A 17,356-nucleotide genomic window follows, 5' to 3' on the forward strand; every position below is an offset into this window, starting at 1 on the left:
TCTCGGCACTGTTTCGAGGCTGGTGCACCTCGACTCGGAAGAGTCTGCCACGTCAGGTCACAGATACCTGAGTCCCAAGGTCCCGAAAGGAATGAAGCGGTCAGCCGAATTCGGTTTTGGTGGAGTGGAATTGGGGCATACCGCCGAAACCGTTCGTTTGTGCGCGTTGGACGGTCGTTGGAAGATCAACCCTCCGAGGTCAAGACATCAGGCTCGAGCCACTCGACGCCGAGCAGTTCGGACAGCGACCGCAGACCGGATCGATCACCACCTTTCAGACCTGTGACCGAATTGAGATTGCGCAACATGACCGTGGCGACGTCCTCTTCCTTGGTGCCCACGCCGAAGGGTATGACCCACGGGCACGTCTGGTAGTCGCGATGCGACCGACCGAACGTCTGTTCTGCCGCGATCCCTGAGTATCGCGGTTGATGAAAGATTCCCGTCCGTGGCAACGGGGACGCGTGAGTGCCGTCCGGGAGTGCTTCGTTGGCATGGAGCGAGATCGAGGTCGTGACATTGAAGACGATGACCGGTGCGTCCCCGCGTTGAAACCGCAGACGTTGACCCTCCTTGTCCGGCACCGCACCGAACAGTTTTGCCACCGAGATCCCGGCGTCTTCGATCATCTCGACCAGTGGATCACCTGCCGTGGAGACGAATTCGACGGCCGCCAACACCTGCTTGCCTGCCTTGACCTGCGCCTGCGCCCACTGGGCCGTCGACTCGGCGCGGATCATGCCCGCTTTCTGTCGGTAGCGCAGAACCAGCGCACGGCCGCGCGCGATGTTGCGACTCTTGCGGGCCAATCCCATTTCGTAGGCGTACTCGGCCCACTCCGTCTCGTACTCGGCGCGCTGGGCATGGGTGAGGTCGATCGGCATACCGTCGAGCGGAACAGGTCCCCACGGAGTCGGTCGATGAATCATCAAGGGCGGTTTGCTGTTCGACATCCACCCACGCACGGTCTCGAGCGCGCGAGATTGCAGCGTAGGTGATTCCTTCGCCTCTGCGCTCCACGTCCACTTCCCGTAGGACTTGTCCAGCGGAAGGCCGGACTCGACCAGCCTGGCGCCCAGGTCGGACCAGTACTCCGAAGGTTCTGAATGCAGCTGCGCGAAAAGCGGTGCCAGGTAACGCTGGTCGGCCGGCGTGTGTCCCGGTGTTGCCGTCACGGACAGGACGAACGGCGCTTGCTCGTGAGCATTCGAAAAGCGCGCGACCTTCTCGAATGCCGCCGTGCGCTGTGTGTCGTTGCTGTACAGCTGGGCCTCGTCGGCAATCACCACACCGAACGTGTACTTGGGGCGGCCGTTTCGCGCGATCAGCTTCTTCAATTGGTCAGGCGACATGATCAACCAGCGGAATCCACCGTCGCCCACCGAGGCGATGGAATAGCGCCAATGCGGAATGGTGATCTGTGCGGGTCGATCGACGAGGACGAGGATGTTGGTTTCGCCGCGCTCCTCGGCAATCGTCTTGGCAGACATCACTGCGATCAGCGTCTTACCCAGGCCTGCATTGTCTGCCAACAGAAATCCGCGTTTGCCGGCGCGAGCGGCATCGACGACGGCTGCAGCCCCCGAAACCTGCTCGGGCCGAGGAATTTTGGGTGCAGCAACGGGACGTTCACCGGTGCTGTCATTGATGTCGTCCTCTACCCACTGCTGATAAGAGAAGGGGAGTGCCTTGAATGGAGCGAGTTCTACGGGCAACTCCGCACCGACCCACGCGTAGCTCTTCCATTTCTTGACGAACTGCGCACCAGGCGCCGGCGTCCGAAAGGGAACGTCGAGGAGCCAGACTCTCTCACCAGGGCCGGCAGTCGGCACATCCGGCATCGTCGCGCGTGAGCTCTTCTTTGCGACAGTCTTCTTCGGGGCGGTCTTTCTGGTCGTGTTCCTCTTGGGTGCAGCCTTCTTCGGTGCAGCCTTCTGCGGTGCAGCCTTCTTTGCGGCAGCCTTGCGTGCCGTGGTTGCTTTGCGTGGTGGCATCAGGCGGTTTCTGCTGTGAGGAATTCACGCAGCGTGAGCGCAGGCCGGCCGACAAGGTCCTCCACGGTGCCCGTGATCAGCGCCAATTCACCCTGCGCGATTGCGGTGTACGTCGACACCCATGCGTCGAGTTCCCAAGCGGGTGCGTTGTACGACGCCCGCGATTCGTAAGCTTCCTCGAGCGTTTCCTCGACGTACGTGGTCCGCTTGCCGGTGACTTCGGTGATGATGCTCGCGGCCTCGGAGAGCGTCAGTGCCTCCCGTCCGGTCAGGTTGTACGTCTGTCCGACATGAGAATCCAGATCCTGCAGAACCGACACAGCGACGGCAGCAATGTCGGAGCGCGCTACCGCGCCGACGAGACCGTCCCCTGCGGGTCCGCGGATCACACCGTCTTCACCGGCGAGAGCGGGTAGGAAATCGAGGTAGAAGCTGTCGCGCAGGAAGGTGAATGCGAGCCCGGAAGCGCGGATATGTTCTTCGGTGACCCAGTGATCGCGAGCGAGCGTGAACGTCGCGTCCGGAGCAGCGCCGAGGAAAGACGTGTACACGATGTGCCTGACCCCGGCCTCCGCTGCGGCGTCGATGAAGGTGCGGTGCTGATCCAGACGATCTGCGCTTTCGGCCGCCGAGACCATGAAGAGGGTGTCGATTCCGGCCAGAGCCGCGAGAGCGCGCTTCTGATCCCCGTACGTGGTCTCGGCCGAATCGGCACCGGGGAGCTGCGGTAATCGGTTGACCGACCGTGCGATCAGCCGCTGTGGGACACCGGCGTCGGCCAACGACCGGGCCGCCAGTCCGCCGATATGACCGGTCGCGCCGGTGACGGCGATCCTCGCAGACCGTGAATCTACGGACATGGTGCCCCTCCTTCGGTCGGTGTGCATCCCATCTTGCCGGAACCCACTCCCACGTCAGGTCACGACGCGACGATTACACCGCGAGCCACCGACAGAGCGTCGGACAAAGCTGTCCTGGTGTTGTCGTCGAGGGACAGCAGGGGCCGGCGGGGAAGGCCGGCGTCGACGCCGAGAGATTCCAACCCGGCTTTGACCGTCGACGGCAGTCCGCGACTGACGAGGACCTTCAGTAGCGGCTCGATCTGTTCGAACACAGCGGCGGCACCCGACCGATCACCGGATTCGAGTAGACGCCAGAAGTGCACCACCTGTTCGGGGGCCAGACACGGGGCTGCCGTGCACCATCCGCTTGCACCGGCAGAGAAAGATTGCAGTGCAAGAGGATTGCTGCCGTTGAAGAAGGGGATCGTGCCACCGCTCAGTTCGTTGATGCGGTTCATCCGGGTGATGTCGCCGGTGGATTCCTTGATCATCGTGATGCCGTCGACGGTGGAGACGAGATCGACGAGAAACTCCGGCGACATGTCGATCCCGGTGGTGGCCGGATTGTTGTAGATCATCGTGGGAATGTCGACGGAATCGGCCACCGCGGTGACGTGTTCACGAATCTCCTGCTCACCCAGATGCCAGTACGACGTGGGGAGGAGCATCATTGCGTCGGCTCCGGCGTCTGCCGCGATCGATGCTCGGCGGAGTGCTCCCGCCGTCGTCAGATCCGACACTCCGACGACGGTGGGGACTCGGCGGTCGACGTAGTCGACAGTCTCCCGAGCGACCGTCTCCCACTCTGCATCGTCGAGATAGGCGCTCTCGCCGGTACTGCCGAGTGGGGCTATCGCGTCGACACCACTGCTGATCATGCTGTCGAGGAGCGTGTGTAGCGGCTTGGGGTCGAATGCTCCGGTGTCCCGGTCGAACGGGGTGATGGGATAGGCGACGATTCCCTTGATGGTGCTGCTCATGAGGCTCTCAGTTCTGTTGGTGGGAAACAAAAGTCAGTTGGTCAGTGTGTCGGGATGATTGCGGAGAGCGCGACGGGCGTAGTAAGCGAAGTTCGCCTCGCTGCGCCGAGGAGTCAGTGTCCAATCGTGTGCCTCCTTCGCCAGGCGAGGCGGTAGCGGCTTGATGTCTCCGGCAGCCATCGCCAGCAACTGCAGTCTGGCCGCTCGCTCGATCAGATGCCCGAGAGAGCATGCCTCTTCGACCGTGTTGCCGACGACGAGTTGGCCGTGGTGGGCGAGCAGAATTGCCCGCTTGTCGCCGAGTGCAGCCGAAATGATCTCGCCCTCCTCGTTTCCCACGGGAACCCCGGGCCAGTCGGCGAGAAATGCGCAGTCGTCGTAGAGCGGCGCGATGTCCATTTGGGAGACGACGAGGGGAATCTCGAGCATCGACAGCGCCGTCGCATGTAGTGGGTGTGTGTGGACGATGCAGTTGACGTCGGGTCGTGCGCGGTAGATCCAACTGTGGAACCTGTTGGCGGGGTTCGGCATGCCCTCCCCGTCGAGGACTTCGAGATCCTCGTTGACGAGCAGGAGGTTGTCCTCGGTGATCTCGTCGAACCCGAGGCCGAGTCGCTGTGTGACAAACGTTCCCGGCTGCCCACCGCGGGCGGAGATCTGTCCGGCAAGGCCGGAGTCGTGGCCGGCGTCCGACAGTGCCCGGCAGGTCAGTGCGATCTTCTGTCGAAGAGTCCAACTACCTGTCGTTACTTCGGTGAGCATCTTCGTCTCGGCGGTGGCCATGAGTTCCTGCTTGCTCGCATGCATCGTGTCGGTCATGGGGTGTGCCTTTCTCGGGACCCGGAAATCAATGACATTCAGTCACCTATAAGACACAAAGTGTCATATAGGACGGAAATGTGCAACCTTCGATTCCTGCATCGCTGATCGCCGCAGGTCAATGTATTGGTAAGGTGATGACACAAAGTCTCGTGAGGGGAACCGAATGGCAGCGTTTTTGCGAACACATCGGCGTCGCGCCGGTCTGACGCTCGAGGGCCTGGCCGAGCAGACCGGTCTGACGAAGAGCTATCTCTCCAAGGTCGAGCGGGGTATCAGTACCCCGTCGATCGCGGTGGCACTCAAGATTGCGCGTGTGCTCGACGCCGATGTGGGGCAACTGTTCTCGGACAGTATGGAGGGAAATGCCATGACGATCGTGCGCGCGAAGGACCGCGTGATCGACCCGGCCAACTCCGTGCAGTCTTCCGTCTACGATCCGATCGCGCCCTCACTGGTCGGAAAGGCCATGCAGCCGTTCGTGGTTCATCCGGCCTCGGTGATGGGTCCCAAGTTCATGGACCACACGGGAGAGGAGTTCGTGTTCGTGCATTCCGGATCCGTAGAATTCGAAATCCCCGGGCAGACGATGCACCTCGACGCCGGCGACAGCTTGTACTTCGACGCGAATACGCCGCACCGGATGCGGTCGGTGTCGGCGGATCGTGCGGTGGTGCTGGTTGTCGTCTACGACAAGCCTTCGGCTGGATCACCCAGCGGTGACTCGCTGGAAACGCACTGCGGGGTGGGCAGATGACGCTGGGGATCGACACGACACTGACGCTTCTCGCTGCCGGTCTGATCTTCCTTCTCTCCCTGTGCCTGGGAATCTGGAAATACCGACAGATGGCCACTTCGGACAATCACCTCGCCCATCCGTATGTCGACATCGCACACCGCGCTGCCCTGATGTACTCGTTTGCGACGCTGCTGATCGCGGTGTTCGTCGAACTCAGTGCGTGGCCGACGTGGATCAACCTGACCAGTGCCGCAGTGGTCGTGTTCTTCTTTCTCGCAGCGATATTCAGCTACATCGCTCACGGTGCGATGAAGGACACCGACAATCAGTTCGAGTCCGCCGGTCCGCCCCTGCACCTCGGGATGTTTCTGCTGATCCTCGGTGAGGTGGGCGGATTTGCCGTCCTACTCGCAGGTTTCGTGAAAGGTCAGTTCTTCTGATCGGGCTTCAGCGCCTGTGCTCGTAGCCGATCCAAGCCCGTCGACGCTCACCCATCGGGTCGTTCTCCACTCGGGACGTCTCGTCGAAGATCATTGTTTGCCGCTCCGGTACGGAGTAGGCGGGCCAATCCCGGTCCGGCACTCCGTGGCGGGCGAAATGGATCCAGTGGCGCTGCATGGTGGAGGTCACCGCAGTCAGTCCGCGGCGCCCACCGACCGCGGTCAAGGCCGCGGTGAGTGCATCCGAACGCCCGAAGACCGCAAGCAATTCGGTGGCGTGGGTAGCGCCCATGCCGATGAGTCTGAGCAGGCGAGGCGCAAAATCGTAGCGGTAACTGTAGGTAGGAGCTACCTGGCAATGACCCTGTGCGCAGAGTATCGCGGGCTCCCAGAACGTGATGTCGCCGCCGAGATCTGCGGCAGCAAACCGGTGCGGATACGTGGGATACGCCGCGAGCGCACGTGCTTTCACTTCAGGGGTGGTGTGGGAGAACATCTTCTCGATCCGAACCGGGTCGGTAGGCAAGATGTCGAGAACGCGCGGGAAGATTCTTCCCTCGTGGAGATTCGAACCGACGAGCAGCGGAACGGGGTGGGCGCGTCCGGCGGCGAACACGTCGAGCGGGTGTTCGGGAAGGACGTCGTCACCCACCACGGGGGCAAATGCCCGCGTTCCGGGTTCTTCGTCCGCGCCGCGGCGCGCAAGTTCTTCGCCGGCATCGACCAGGTCCTTCACCGAAGCGGAGCGCAGCCACGATGCCGGATCGGCGTCCGGAGCCTGTGCGATCTCGAGGAACTCGCGTGCCCAACGGTGCGCTCGCTCTTTTCCGTATGCCGAAGCAGCCGGCGGACTTTGAGCGATGGCCTGGGCGAACAGCCCTCGTGCCGCCGGCGTTGCCATCAGAGTGGTGACCGCGTTGGCGCCGGACGATTCACCGAAGACGGTGACGGCGTTCGGGTCGCCACCGAAAGCGGCGATGTTGCGTTGGACCCACGTCAGCGCGGCGATCTGATCGCGCAATCCGAGGTTCGTCTCGAATGATCTTTCCGCAGTGGAATATTCACTGAAATCGAGGTAGCCCAACGCGCCGAGACGATATTGGATCGAGACGTAGACGATGTCGCCACGTTCGACCAGGCTCGTTCCGCGGTACATGGGCGTCGACGGATTCCCGCCGTTGTACGCGCCGCCGTGAATGAAAACCATGACCGGTCGCAACGAATCCGACGGTACCTGCGGAGCCACGACATTGACGAAGAGTGAGTTCTCGTCGAAATTGCTCTTGCGCTGCGGAGACGGAGAGCCGAATGCTTCCGCCGGGCGGACACCATGCCAAGCCTCGACCGGCTGCGGTGCGCGAAATCTCCGAGGACCGGTCGGGGCCGTTGCGTAGGGGATTGCTCGCCAGGTGCGCAGTCCTCGATCGAGGCGCCCGCGTACGACCCCGGAATCGAGAGTGATCTCGAGGGGGCTCGTCACGGTAGGGAGATGTCGGTGCCGTGGCTACGGTAACCGCTGTATCCCGCCCAGGCCAAGCGTTGTTCACGTCTGGGATCGTTCTCGACGCGGACGATCTCGTCGAAGATCATGGTCCGACGCTCCTGCCCCTCGTAGCGCGGCCACGATCCGCGCGGCGAGCCGTGCTCGGCGAAGTGAAGCCAGTGTCCCTGAACAGATTCGGTGACTGCGCGCAGTCCGCGTCGACCGCCGGGAAGGGTGAGGCCGCGCCCGACAAGGGTGTCACCGATGCCGAAGACTGCAAACATCTCGAATCCGTGTGTGGCGTCGAGGCCGAGCCAGCGCATCATCGTCGGCGCGAAGTCGAATCGGTAGGCGTACGTCGGCGCCGATTGTGCGTGCGCTTGCATCAACTCCACGGACGGGTGCCAGAACGTGACGTCTCCGCCGACGTCGATCGCGGACTGCTCGTCCGGGTAGCCGGGATAGGTCGCGAGGATGCGCTTCCCGGCCTCGGGATCGGTGAGGGCAAACATGGTGTCGATGCGCGACGGGTTGGTCGGAAGTGCGTCGAGCACCTTCGGGAACAGCGTCCCCTCCCGTCTGTTGGTGCCGATGATCATCGGCACCTGGTGTGCCGATCCTTCTTTGAATGCGTCCAAGGGGGAGCGCGGCAGGAAGTCGCCGTCGACGACCGGTCCGAAGGGATGTAGTCCAGGTGTGTTCGCGAGTACCTCGGCGCCCAGTCTGCTTCCGGCTCTGCCCAATTCGACGGCTGTCGCCGAGGTCAGGGCCTTCGCGGGTGGTAGGCCGGAATTGAGGATCTCGACGAAACGCGCGCCCCAGGCATGCGATCGCTGCGTGCTCGAGACCAGATCCGGAGCCGAACTCTCGGCGATAGCGCCGGCGAAGAGTCCCTTGGCGGCCGGAGTCGCCATCAGGGTGGTGACGGCGGTGGCTCCGGCGGATTCACCGAAAATCGTGACTTTTTCAGGATCCCCACCGAAGGCGGCGATGTTGCGTTGCACCCACTGCAGGGCCGCGACCTGATCGCGCAGTCCGAGGTTGGAGTCGAATACGCGCTCGGATGTGGAGAACGGGGTGAAATCGAGGTAGCCCAGAGCGCCGAGTCGGTAGTTGATCGAGACGTAGACGACGTCGCCGTGTTCGACGAGGGACACGCCCGAGTACAAGCCGGTGGCCGAGGTCCCGATGGTGTTTGCCCCACCGTGGATGAAAACCATGACGGGACGCGGAGTATTGCCGGTGTTCGCGGGGGCGAGCACGTTGAGCGTCAGGCAGTCCTCGCTGCTCGGCTGGTACTTCCCGGGCGCGAGCAACAGCCCCTTCTTGTGTTGGACAGACGCGTCGCCGAACCTGGTCGCGTCGCGTTCTCCGGTCCACGGCGTGACCGGCTGGGGTCGCGTCAGACGCAGTGTTCCGACCGGCGGCCGGGCGTAGGGAATTCCGCGCCAGGCACGAAGTTTTCCCACCCGGCGGCCGCGCAGGGTGCCGTCGGCCGTGGTCACAAGTATGTCGGACGCCATGTCGCGACTATACGTACTTCGGGAGCGCGTCAGCGGCGAGCCTCCAGCAATCGAAGCCAGACTTCACTGACCGTCGGATACGAGGGCACCGCATGCCAGAGAGTTTCCAGTGGTACGGCGCCGACGACCGCGATTGTCGCCGCATGCACCAGCTCGGATACTTCGGGCCCGGCGAAGGTAGCGCCGAGGATCACGTCGGTGGCCTTGTCGATCACCAACTTCGCGCGCCCCGAGTAGTCGTCGCGCAGCAGCGAAGATCCCGCGACGGCGAGTTCGATCTCCACGACTTCGACGTCGTAGCCGTCGTCGCGAGCTTTCTTCTCGGTGCGTCCCACCCAGGCGATTTCGGGTGAGGTGAACACCACCTGGGGGACCTGTCCGTTGTCCGCCGACGCCGTGTACCGAGGTCCCCTGAGTCCGCGGCTCTCGGCCCGCGCGGCGATGACGTCTCCGCAGACTCTCGCCTGATACTTGCCCATGTGGGTGAGGGGAGAACGACCGTTGATGTCGCCGACGGCGTAGAGCCACTCACCTTGGGCACAGAGGTGATCGTCAGTGGTGACGTACTTGCCGTCCTCGAGGCCGATGACGGACAAGCCGAGATCGGCAGATGTCGGCCCGCGGCCCGCCGCGACGATGACCTCGTCGACTTCGATCACGCCGGACGATGTCTCGATGCTGACGGGTCCACCGTGGATGTGACCTTCGCCGGTGTCCTTGGCATCGGGGCGTGAGACCGAGTTGACGGCAGTGCTCAGTCGAACGTCCACACCGCGGGCGCCGAGTGCTTCGGCCACCATCGTTCCGGCAAACGGTTCTGCTGATTTCAACAGAGCATCGCCCCTCACGAGCAACGTCACGTGAGCGCCGAACGACGACAACCACGTTGCGCACTCCGTTGCGACCACTCCGCCGCCGATGACCGCCACTCGCGACGGAACCTCGTGCAGGTTGGTGGCGTCGCGCGAGGTCCACGGGAGTGCCTCGCGCAATCCCGGTGTCTTCGGGACGGTGGCGGTCGTTCCCGTGGCGAGTACGACGGCCTGGCGGGCACGGAGCTTACGGGTCCCGTCGACGGTCACTGCTCGCTCGCCGTCGATGACCCCGTGGCCTTTGATCACGGTGATGCCCGCGGAGGTTGCCCAGTCGACCTGGGACGAATCGTCGTGGTTGTGGGTGAACGAGTCGCGCCGTTTCAGAATGGCATCGACGTCCAGCGGTCCGGCCGGGATCCCGGGCAAGGCGTCGGCCGCCTCGAGGACCTGCCCCGGGCGCAGTAGTGCCTTGCTGGGCATACAGGCCCAATACGAGCATTCACCACCGACCAGTTCGTGTTCCACGATTGCGGCGGTGCGATTACTTCCGGCGATGGCGTATGCGGCGGCGTTCTCGCCGGCGGGCCCACCGCCGATCACGATGACATCGAATTCGTCGGTCATTGCTCCACGGTATGCCGGATCGGTCCGAGTTCGCTCGGTTACTGCCGGGTACGAGAGCTCGATGGTGGCTACAGTTGCACCCATGACGCGGCAGAAGATTTTGATCACCGGTGCCAGTTCGGGTCTGGGGGAGGAGATGGCCAGGAGATTCGCCGCGGCCGGTCGCGACCTCGCGCTGTGTGCCCGGCGGACGGATCGTCTCGACACGCTGCGAGGGGAGTTGGTGGCGCAGTACCCGTCGATCAGCGTCGCAGTGCGCGAACTCGATGTGACCGAACACGATTCCGTCGTCCGGGTTTTCGGTGAGCTGCGCGACGAGTTGGGTGGCCTGGACCGGGTGATCGTGAACGCCGGGCTCGGCAAGGGCGCCAAGATCGGAACCGGAAAAGCGCACGCGAATCTTGCAACAGCGCAGACGAATTTTGTCGGCGCGCTGTCGCAGTGTGAAGCTGCGCTCGAGATCTTCCGCGCGCAGGACGCCGGACACCTGGTTCTCGTGTCCTCGATAAGCGCGGATCGGGGGCTACCCGGGCCAAAAGCGGCCTATTCGGCAAGCAAGGCCGGGGTAGCGGCTCTGGGTGAGGCGCTCAGTATCGAGTTGGCGCGCACACCTATTCGGGTCACCACCCTGCTGCCGGGCTTCATCAAGACCGACATGTCCGCCGGCGCCGGCGACGACGCAGCGCTCATGGCCAGTCTGGACGAAGGCGTCAGTGCCATGGTCGACGCCATCGAGAAGGAAACCACACGAGCGGCGCTACCCGGCCTCAAGTGGCAAGGGATAGATGCGGCCCTACGATTCCTGCCCAACTCCGTGACAGCGAGGTTTGTCTGATGAGCATCCACATCTCGAACGGTAAGCCCCGCGTAGTGATCGTCGGTGGCGGCTTCGGTGGACTGTACGCAGCGAGACGGCTCAAGAAGGCCGACGTCGAGGTGGTTCTGATCGACCGAGGGACCAGCCACGTCTTCCAGCCCCTGCTATACCAGTGCGCCACGGGTCTGCTCTCCGAAGGGCAGATCGCAAGTCCGCTGCGACATCTGCTCGAGGACAACAAGAACACGAACGTCGTTCTGGGCGAGGCCAAGTCGGTGGACGCCGACGCCGGGATACTGACTGCCAGTCGCTTCGACGGGTCGACCTTCGAATTGCCGTACGACTACCTGATCGTGGCGGCTGGAATGCGCCAGTCCTACCACGGCCAGGACGAGTTCATCAAATGGGCGCCCGGCATGAAAACCCTCGACGACGCTTTGGCGATCAGGCGCAGTCTCATTGCTGCGTTCGAGATGGCCGAATCGCTCCCGACTGCGGAAGAACGTCGACCGTGGCTGACATTCGCCGTGGCGGGCGGCGGACCCACCGGCGTCGAATTAGCCGGACAGATCCGCGAATTGGCGATGCACGCGCTCACCAACGAGTTCCGGTCCATCGACCCTGACGAGGCAAGGGTACTGCTCTTCCACGGCGACGATCGGGTGCTCCCTTCGTTCAGTCGCAAGCTCTCGGCCGCCGCCAAACGTACTCTCGACGGGATCGGCGTCGAGACTCACCTCGGCGTGCACGTCACCGACGTGTGCGAGACCAGCATCGAGACGACGGACAAGAAGACAAAAGAGAAGCGGCAGTACGAGACCCGCACGATTCTGTGGACCGCGGGCGTCGAAGCAGTGCCGTTCGCCGAGGCACTGGCCACGGCGCTGGGTGTGAAGCAGGTCGGCGGTGGCCGCATCGAGGTGGAAGCCGATCTGACCGTTCCCGGCCACCCGAACGTCTACGTGGTGGGCGACCTCATGTCGCGGGACAAACTTGCCGGGGTGGCCGAGGTCGCGATGCAGGGTGGTCGGCACGCCGGTGCCCGGATCGCTGCAACCGTGGAAAACGGAGTGCCCAGCCGAAAACCGTTCAAGTACCGCGATCTTGGAACCGCGGCCTACATTTCGCGACGCCACGCGTTGCTTCAGGCAGGGCCGGTCCAGTTGTCCGGGTTCATCGGATGGGTGTCATGGGGAATCATCCACATCGCGTTCCTCGCGGGGTTCCGCAATCGCGCCAGCACGGTGCTGAACTGGGGCGCAACCCTGGCGTCGAAGACGCGTCGGGAACGGGCAATCACGTACGGCGACCCCGAAACCGCTCGGCAGCCGTACAACTGAGGGTTACTCGGTCTTGAATACGGGGTTTCCGGCGGTGTCGATCATCCACCACAGGCTGCCGACGCTCTGTCCGAGCATGTCGCCGGGAACCTTGTCGTCGAGGTACCGATAGACGGGCTTGCCGTTGACGGTGATCTGGAAAGATCCTTCCGGCCCGTCGATGGTACCGATGACAGCGTCGATTCCTTCGACGATCGGCGAATCCGTGACCGAGGTGACCGCCGGCCAGTAACGCAGGCACGCTTCGTCGCACGACCCGGCTTGTGAGTTCTCCTCGTCCGGGTTGTAGACGTAGACGGTCATGCCTTCGCCGTCGACGGCGATCGTCCCGAGTGGGGAGTCGGCGGTCTTCAGCAGGGGTGCATCAGCGGCGGCGGGTGGCGACAGCGACGTCGAAATGGCAGTGACGTTGTCTGCGCTGTCCCCGGAATCGAGGGCGTCGGGCGAGCAACCGGTGAGGATCAGGGCGGTACTCGCAACTGTCGCGAACAACCACTGTCTGCGCATGACGTCTCCGTTCTGGGCGGGAGTGCTCGGGACAAGCAATCGGGGATACCCGTTGCGGACGAGCTGAAAACGCCGGGCGTCCGGATTCCTCGACAATAGCTCTGTTACAGAGCTATTGTGAGGTTGTGGATGGAAGCGGAGCAAATCTTGCGGATGACGTCCTGGAGACGCTCGGACAATTGCGCCGGGGCACGAGGAAGGCGTCGGGGCGGCCGTTTGCGGAACGACCGCTCGCCGGCGCCCAGATCGAACTCGTCAGGCTGCTACGACGCAACCCGGGTCTGTCGGTGGCCGAGGCTGCCGGGCGATTGGGTGTCGCGGCAAACACGGTGTCCACCTTGGTGCGGCAGCTCGTCGACGATGGAGTGATCGAACGCGTTGCCGACGAGGCCGACCGCCGCGTCGCGCGATTGGTGCTCGCGGACGAGGCGCGCGCCCGCGTCGAGGTGTGGCGTGATCGCCGGAGTGTGATTGTCGGTCAGGCATTGTCGACTCTGACCGCAGAGGACAGGGCAAGTATCGAGGCTGCTCTACCGGCCCTGTCTCGATTGGCGAGCGCTCTGGCAGCAGCCGGATCGGAAGGCGGGGGGCAGTGAGATGCTGACGCAGTGGTGGAGGAGCCGAGCAGTGCACATGCCTGACCCTGACGCACCCGCGGTCGAGATCGACTCGGTCACATACAAGTTCGGCGGTCATCGGGCGGTGGACAACCTGAGTCTGGTCGTCAACGCGGGGGAATGCTTCGGCCTGCTCGGTCCCAACGGTGCAGGAAAGACGACGACGATCAGATTGCTCAACACGTTACTTCCTCTGCAAGAGGGTGACATTCGAATTCTCGGTCGCTCCGTTCGCAGCGAAGCGATGACCATTCGGCGCTACCTCGGGTACGTGCCACAACAGCTCTCGATCGAAAGCGCATTGACCGCACGCGAGAACGTGACCTGGTTCGCGCGCCTGTACGACGTTCCGCGGTCCGAACGACGCGAGCGCGTCGACCAGGCGCTCGAGATGGTGGATCTGCTCGATTCAGGTGAGCGTCTCGCGTCGAGCTTCTCCGGCGGTATGGTGCGACGGCTCGAACTTGCGCAGGCACTGGTGAACCGACCGTCGCTGCTGGTGCTCGACGAACCGACGGTGGGGTTGGATCCCATTGCCCGCGAATCCGTCTGGAAGCGAGTGGCGGAGATGCAGAAGCGATACGGCATGACCGTCCTGCTCACGACGCACTACATGGAAGAAGCCGAGGAGTTGTGTGATCGTGTTGCGTTGATGCATCACGGTGCACTTCGTGCAGTGGGCGAGCCGAGCGCGTTGGCCGCCGAACTGGGGCCGGAGGCCACTCTCGAAGACGTGTTCCGTCACTACACCGGCGACGACCTCACCGGCGGCAAGTCAGGAGGTCTCCACGATGTCCGCAGTGCCCGTCGCACAGCGCGCCGCTTGGGCTGATCCCACTACCAACAGTCTTGCTCGATTGCTCTCGAGAATTTACACATTCCGCCTCGTGGAAGTTCAGAAGTTGCGGCACGACCGATCTGAATTGGTCACGCGCGCAATCCAGCCGATCCTCTGGTTGGTGATCTTCGGTCAGACGTTCAGTCATATCCGAGCGATCCCGACTGGCGACGTACCGTATCTCGACTTTCTCGCGCCGGGCATCATTGCGCAGTCCGCGCTTTTTGTTGCGATCTTCTACGGAATCCAGATCATCTGGGAGCGTGACGCGGGAGTCCTCACCAAACTCATGGTGACGCCGACGCCACGAGCCGCGCTGGTCACCGGAAAGGCATTTGCAGCCGGTATCCGTGCGGTCGCCCAGGCCGTGGTCGTAGTCGTTGTAGCGGCGCTGCTGGGCGTGAGCATGACGTGGAACCCGATCAAGCTGCTCGGCGTCGTGGCTGTCGTTGTCCTCGGCTCGGCGTTCTTCGCCTGTCTGTCGGTTGCGATCGCGGGGATCGTACTCAAACGAGATCGATTGATGGGCATCGGGCAGGCAATCACCATGCCGTTGTTCTTCGCGTCCAACGCTCTGTACCCGGTCGAACTCATGCCGACGTGGGTTCAGTGGCTCAGTCGCATCAATCCGCTGAGCTACGAGGTGTCAGCGCTGCGCGGTCTGCTGATCGGAATGCCGACCGACTACCTCGTCGACTTCGGCGTGCTGATCGGTGCCGCGCTGCTCGGAATCATCACAGCTTCGGCACTATTGGGCCGCTTGACTAGCTGATCTGACTCGCTGATCTTCGCTGCGGACTAGTCGCGAGTGAACGGTGGGGTGTACGTGCTGCAATCCGGAGGGACGGCCGGGAGTCCTTCGGACGAGCGAAGTTTCTCCGCAATCGATGAGAGCAAGTCCTGCGATTCAGGGGAGAGATCGACCGCTTTTATGGCCAGAGAACGTAATTCGCTGTCGTGGAACTCTTCGACAACCGAACGGTCTTCTTCCGGAATCAGTTCGGGATCTTGGCGAGGTGTCGGGCCGAAGAAGTACTCTGCTGCCACGCCGAAGTAATCGGCCAATGCCAAAACGACTTGCTCCGATGGATTCGTGCGCACACCGCTCCGGAGTTGCGAGAGGTACGGTGTCGAAATCTTGCATCCACGTTGCGAAAGGGCTTCCACAACTTGTGCGTTGGTGAGTCTCGGTGCTGTGGCCGGGTACAAGGCGTTCAAACGGTCCTTGAATGAATCGGTCACAATTCCTCCCTCGAGCGTGACCCAGCGTCACAGCTACTTCGCAGTTTTCACATAGTAGACGACACGGTTATTCTGGACTCTGGTCGAAAGTCCTTTCACCTGCGGATATTTGGCGCAGAAAAATTCCAAAGACTTTGTAAAGTATGTGATTTTCGCCGCGTACTGACCGTTCGTTTTGCCAAGGTGTACGGCGGTAGCGTATAAGCCGAACGGTGGTGGTTACGCCATTGTGCTGCAGGTTCTTTCAGCCGGTCCTATCCATTTTGTGTCGATGCATTCCTGCTCGGTCTGTAACGTGCGAAGCGCTGCCGCCGGGCACCGGGCGTCGTCGTGCCGGCGGTTGGCGCGCCGCGTGTTCGGGACTTCTTCTCGGTGCTCTGCTCGACGCTCGCGCGCAGTGATGGGCCCGTATTTTTCTGCACTCGAGAGTGAGCGCTCAGGTGTGTCCACCTGCGAAAGTGACGCGCATTGAAAGCGGCCGATTGGTATGTCATCGACGTTGGAACACAGCGCTTCTCGTCGGTCCCCACTTTTTCATGCGGTGACATAAGGTTCATGCGGTGACATCAGCGCCGCCCGGGCGTGTTGCTGCGGCGGACCGGGCTCGAAGCGCAGCCGGCCCGGCCGGACATGTCGAGCGTCGACTCTGCGTCTTTCGGATCGGAATTGCCCGCTGCGCCAGTAGTAGTCGACGTCGTCGCAGTCAGGTGCATGTCAGAACCATGTGGAGGATTACACGTCTTGCACACGGAGGGCGACAGTCCGGGCGGCAATTCTGTCGCACAGATCTACCATCCAGTCCCGCCGTGCGCTGCTCAACCTGCGGCATGTGTGCCTCGGCCTCGGAAGCGCTTTATGGCACGGGGGTTGCTGACCGGCGCATACTGGTTACAACACAGTGTGTTCGAAGGGCAGGACTGACATGGTCAGTGTCGAGAAGTGGGCGATGTGGGATTCCGCCGTGGAGGTGGACGTCACCGAGGGCGCTGCGCTGCCTACTGCGCACGCGTTGATCGCAGCTGCCATCGACGAAACCGAAGCGGTCTGCGACCTTCGCCGGGGAGACGCCGAGATTCACGCCGTCAACCTCGCTCAGGGAACTCCGGTCAAAGTGACACGACGTATGTCGGCTCTGCTGCGGTCGGCGCTGTGGGCTGCCCGTATGACCGGCGGTGCAGTCAATCCGCTTGCCGACAACTACTCCGAGGACGAATCCATCCCTCCGGTGCACCCGACCCCGACGTTCGAGGACGTACAGCTCGACGGAGACGTGGTGTACGCGCCCTGGGGTGCGTCGTTCGACATCACCGGAGTTGCCAAGGCCGACACCGTCGATCGCGCCGCGCAGATCGTCGCCGCCGAATTACAATGCGGCGTTGCTGTGCGGATCGGCGACGTGATCGCCACGGCCGGCCATGCACCGGCTGGTGGCTGGCAGATTCCGGTGCCGGACAGCGAAGAAGTCGAACTGATCAACGGAACCGCGATGGCGACGGCGCGGGCGCTGGAGCTGCCCTCCTGGGAGCCGAACCAGGAGCGGCCCTCCACGGAATGGGCACAGGTCTCGGTGATTGCTGACGACGCGGTGTGGGCGTACGCCGCGAGCGAAGCTGCGTTGATCCGGGGGATAAGCGCCATCAAATGGGTTGAACAGCAAGAGCTTCGGGCTCGGCTCGTCGACCGATCCGGACGCGTGTACACAACGGAAAGTTGGTTCGGCCCGGCGGCCGCGTGAG

General features: G+C 63.0%; 18 protein-coding genes. 8 read left to right on the forward strand and 10 right to left on the reverse strand.

From position 1 onward, the window contains the following. Positions 1 to 185: 185 nt before the first annotated feature. Genes ASU23_RS10790 through ASU23_RS10805 form a run of 4 tightly spaced genes read right to left on the reverse strand, consistent with a single transcriptional unit; the run spans position 186 to position 4,635 of the window. Complete coding sequence (locus ASU23_RS10790; RefSeq protein ID WP_058037868.1) at positions 186 to 1,994, reverse strand: DEAD/DEAH box helicase family protein; 1,809 nt, start codon at positions 1,992 to 1,994, stop codon at positions 186 to 188. Next, positions 1,994 to 2,854, reverse strand: coding sequence for an SDR family oxidoreductase (locus ASU23_RS10795; RefSeq protein ID WP_058037869.1), 861 nt, complete (start codon positions 2,852 to 2,854; stop codon positions 1,994 to 1,996). The genes ASU23_RS10790 and ASU23_RS10795 overlap by 1 nt, the downstream gene beginning before the upstream one ends. A gap of 59 nt (positions 2,855 to 2,913) precedes the next feature. Continuing rightward, a complete protein-coding gene (locus tag ASU23_RS10800; RefSeq protein ID WP_058037870.1) occupies positions 2,914 to 3,816 on the reverse strand; it encodes a dihydrodipicolinate synthase family protein in 903 nt (300 codons plus the stop codon). Between the two features lie 33 nt (positions 3,817 to 3,849). Beyond that, positions 3,850 to 4,635: an aldolase gene (locus ASU23_RS10805; protein ID WP_030534888.1), complete on the reverse strand. Its 786-nt coding sequence runs from the start codon at positions 4,633 to 4,635 to the stop codon at positions 3,850 to 3,852. 166 nt (positions 4,636 to 4,801) lie between these two features. On the opposite strand from ASU23_RS10805, the gene ASU23_RS10810 reads away from it, so the two are divergent. Both ASU23_RS10810 and ASU23_RS10815 read left to right on the forward strand, forming a co-directional pair. Then, positions 4,802 to 5,392, forward strand: coding sequence for a helix-turn-helix domain-containing protein (locus ASU23_RS10810; protein WP_003946400.1), 591 nt, complete (start codon positions 4,802 to 4,804; stop codon positions 5,390 to 5,392). Beyond that, positions 5,389 to 5,814: a hypothetical protein gene (locus tag ASU23_RS10815; protein WP_003946354.1), complete on the forward strand. Its 426-nt coding sequence runs from the start codon at positions 5,389 to 5,391 to the stop codon at positions 5,812 to 5,814. The genes ASU23_RS10810 and ASU23_RS10815 overlap by 4 nt, the downstream gene beginning before the upstream one ends. 7 nt (positions 5,815 to 5,821) lie before the next feature. Here ASU23_RS10815 and ASU23_RS10820 read toward each other — a convergent pair whose 3' ends face one another. The 3 genes from ASU23_RS10820 to ASU23_RS10830 are packed head-to-tail and all read right to left on the reverse strand — an operon-like array spanning position 5,822 to position 10,259. Continuing rightward, positions 5,822 to 7,294: a carboxylesterase/lipase family protein gene (locus ASU23_RS10820; protein ID WP_058037871.1), complete on the reverse strand. Its 1,473-nt coding sequence runs from the start codon at positions 7,292 to 7,294 to the stop codon at positions 5,822 to 5,824. Next, complete coding sequence (locus ASU23_RS10825; protein ID WP_058037872.1) at positions 7,291 to 8,820, reverse strand: carboxylesterase/lipase family protein; 1,530 nt, start codon at positions 8,818 to 8,820, stop codon at positions 7,291 to 7,293. The genes ASU23_RS10820 and ASU23_RS10825 overlap by 4 nt, the downstream gene beginning before the upstream one ends. Before the next feature lie 29 nt (positions 8,821 to 8,849). Further along, complete coding sequence (locus ASU23_RS10830) at positions 8,850 to 10,259, reverse strand: NAD(P)/FAD-dependent oxidoreductase (RefSeq protein ID WP_042449247.1); 1,410 nt, start codon at positions 10,257 to 10,259, stop codon at positions 8,850 to 8,852. 82 nt (positions 10,260 to 10,341) lie between these two features. On the opposite strand from ASU23_RS10830, the gene ASU23_RS10835 reads away from it, so the two are divergent. Together ASU23_RS10835 and ASU23_RS10840 are read left to right on the forward strand one after the other, a co-directional pair. Continuing rightward, a complete protein-coding gene (locus tag ASU23_RS10835) occupies positions 10,342 to 11,094 on the forward strand; it encodes an SDR family oxidoreductase (RefSeq protein WP_019744767.1) in 753 nt (250 codons plus the stop codon). Continuing rightward, positions 11,094 to 12,416: an NAD(P)/FAD-dependent oxidoreductase gene (locus ASU23_RS10840; protein ID WP_003946361.1), complete on the forward strand. Its 1,323-nt coding sequence runs from the start codon at positions 11,094 to 11,096 to the stop codon at positions 12,414 to 12,416. The genes ASU23_RS10835 and ASU23_RS10840 overlap by 1 nt, the downstream gene beginning before the upstream one ends. A 3-nt stretch (positions 12,417 to 12,419) precedes the next feature. Here the strand turns inward: ASU23_RS10840 and ASU23_RS10845 are convergent, their stop codons facing one another. Then, on the reverse strand, positions 12,420 to 12,923 hold the full coding sequence (locus tag ASU23_RS10845; protein ID WP_007727629.1) for a hypothetical protein: 504 nt from the start codon (positions 12,921 to 12,923) through the stop codon (positions 12,420 to 12,422). A gap of 125 nt (positions 12,924 to 13,048) precedes the next feature. On the opposite strand from ASU23_RS10845, the gene ASU23_RS10850 reads away from it, so the two are divergent. Genes ASU23_RS10850 through ASU23_RS10860 form a run of 3 tightly spaced genes read left to right on the forward strand, consistent with a single transcriptional unit; the run spans position 13,049 to position 15,150 of the window. Beyond that, entirely contained in the window at positions 13,049 to 13,519 is a 471-nt protein-coding gene (locus tag ASU23_RS10850) for a MarR family winged helix-turn-helix transcriptional regulator (RefSeq protein ID WP_058037873.1), read from the forward strand. A 1-nt stretch (position 13,520) separates the two neighbouring features. Beyond that, positions 13,521 to 14,372 carry an ABC transporter ATP-binding protein gene (locus tag ASU23_RS10855; protein ID WP_058037874.1) on the forward strand — a complete coding sequence of 284 codons (852 nt, stop codon included), beginning with the start codon at positions 13,521 to 13,523 and terminating at the stop codon, positions 14,370 to 14,372. Further along, entirely contained in the window at positions 14,332 to 15,150 is an 819-nt protein-coding gene (locus ASU23_RS10860; RefSeq protein WP_058037875.1) for an ABC transporter permease, read from the forward strand. Before ASU23_RS10855 ends, ASU23_RS10860 begins: the two co-directional genes overlap by 41 nt. A 26-nt stretch (positions 15,151 to 15,176) precedes the next feature. Here the strand turns inward: ASU23_RS10860 and ASU23_RS10865 are convergent, their stop codons facing one another. Together ASU23_RS10865 and ASU23_RS33920 are read right to left on the reverse strand one after the other, a co-directional pair. Further along, the gene (locus tag ASU23_RS10865; RefSeq protein ID WP_003946341.1) at positions 15,177 to 15,620 is read right to left on the reverse strand and encodes a helix-turn-helix domain-containing protein; all 444 of its coding nucleotides are present in this window, start codon (positions 15,618 to 15,620) and stop codon (positions 15,177 to 15,179) included. A 566-nt stretch (positions 15,621 to 16,186) separates the two neighbouring features. Next, positions 16,187 to 16,333: a hypothetical protein gene (locus tag ASU23_RS33920; protein WP_156423122.1), complete on the reverse strand. Its 147-nt coding sequence runs from the start codon at positions 16,331 to 16,333 to the stop codon at positions 16,187 to 16,189. A gap of 209 nt (positions 16,334 to 16,542) precedes the next feature. Between ASU23_RS33920 and ASU23_RS10870 the strand changes: the two genes are divergently transcribed. Next, positions 16,543 to 17,355 (forward strand): FAD:protein FMN transferase, encoded by an 813-nt coding sequence (locus tag ASU23_RS10870; protein ID WP_007727618.1) that lies wholly within the window; start codon positions 16,543 to 16,545, stop codon positions 17,353 to 17,355. Position 17,356 lies beyond the last annotated feature (1 nt).

It is taken from the genome of Rhodococcus sp. KB6 (assembly GCF_001445685.1).
Taxonomy (GTDB): Bacteria; Actinomycetota; Actinomycetes; order Mycobacteriales; family Mycobacteriaceae; genus Rhodococcus_F; species Rhodococcus_F qingshengii.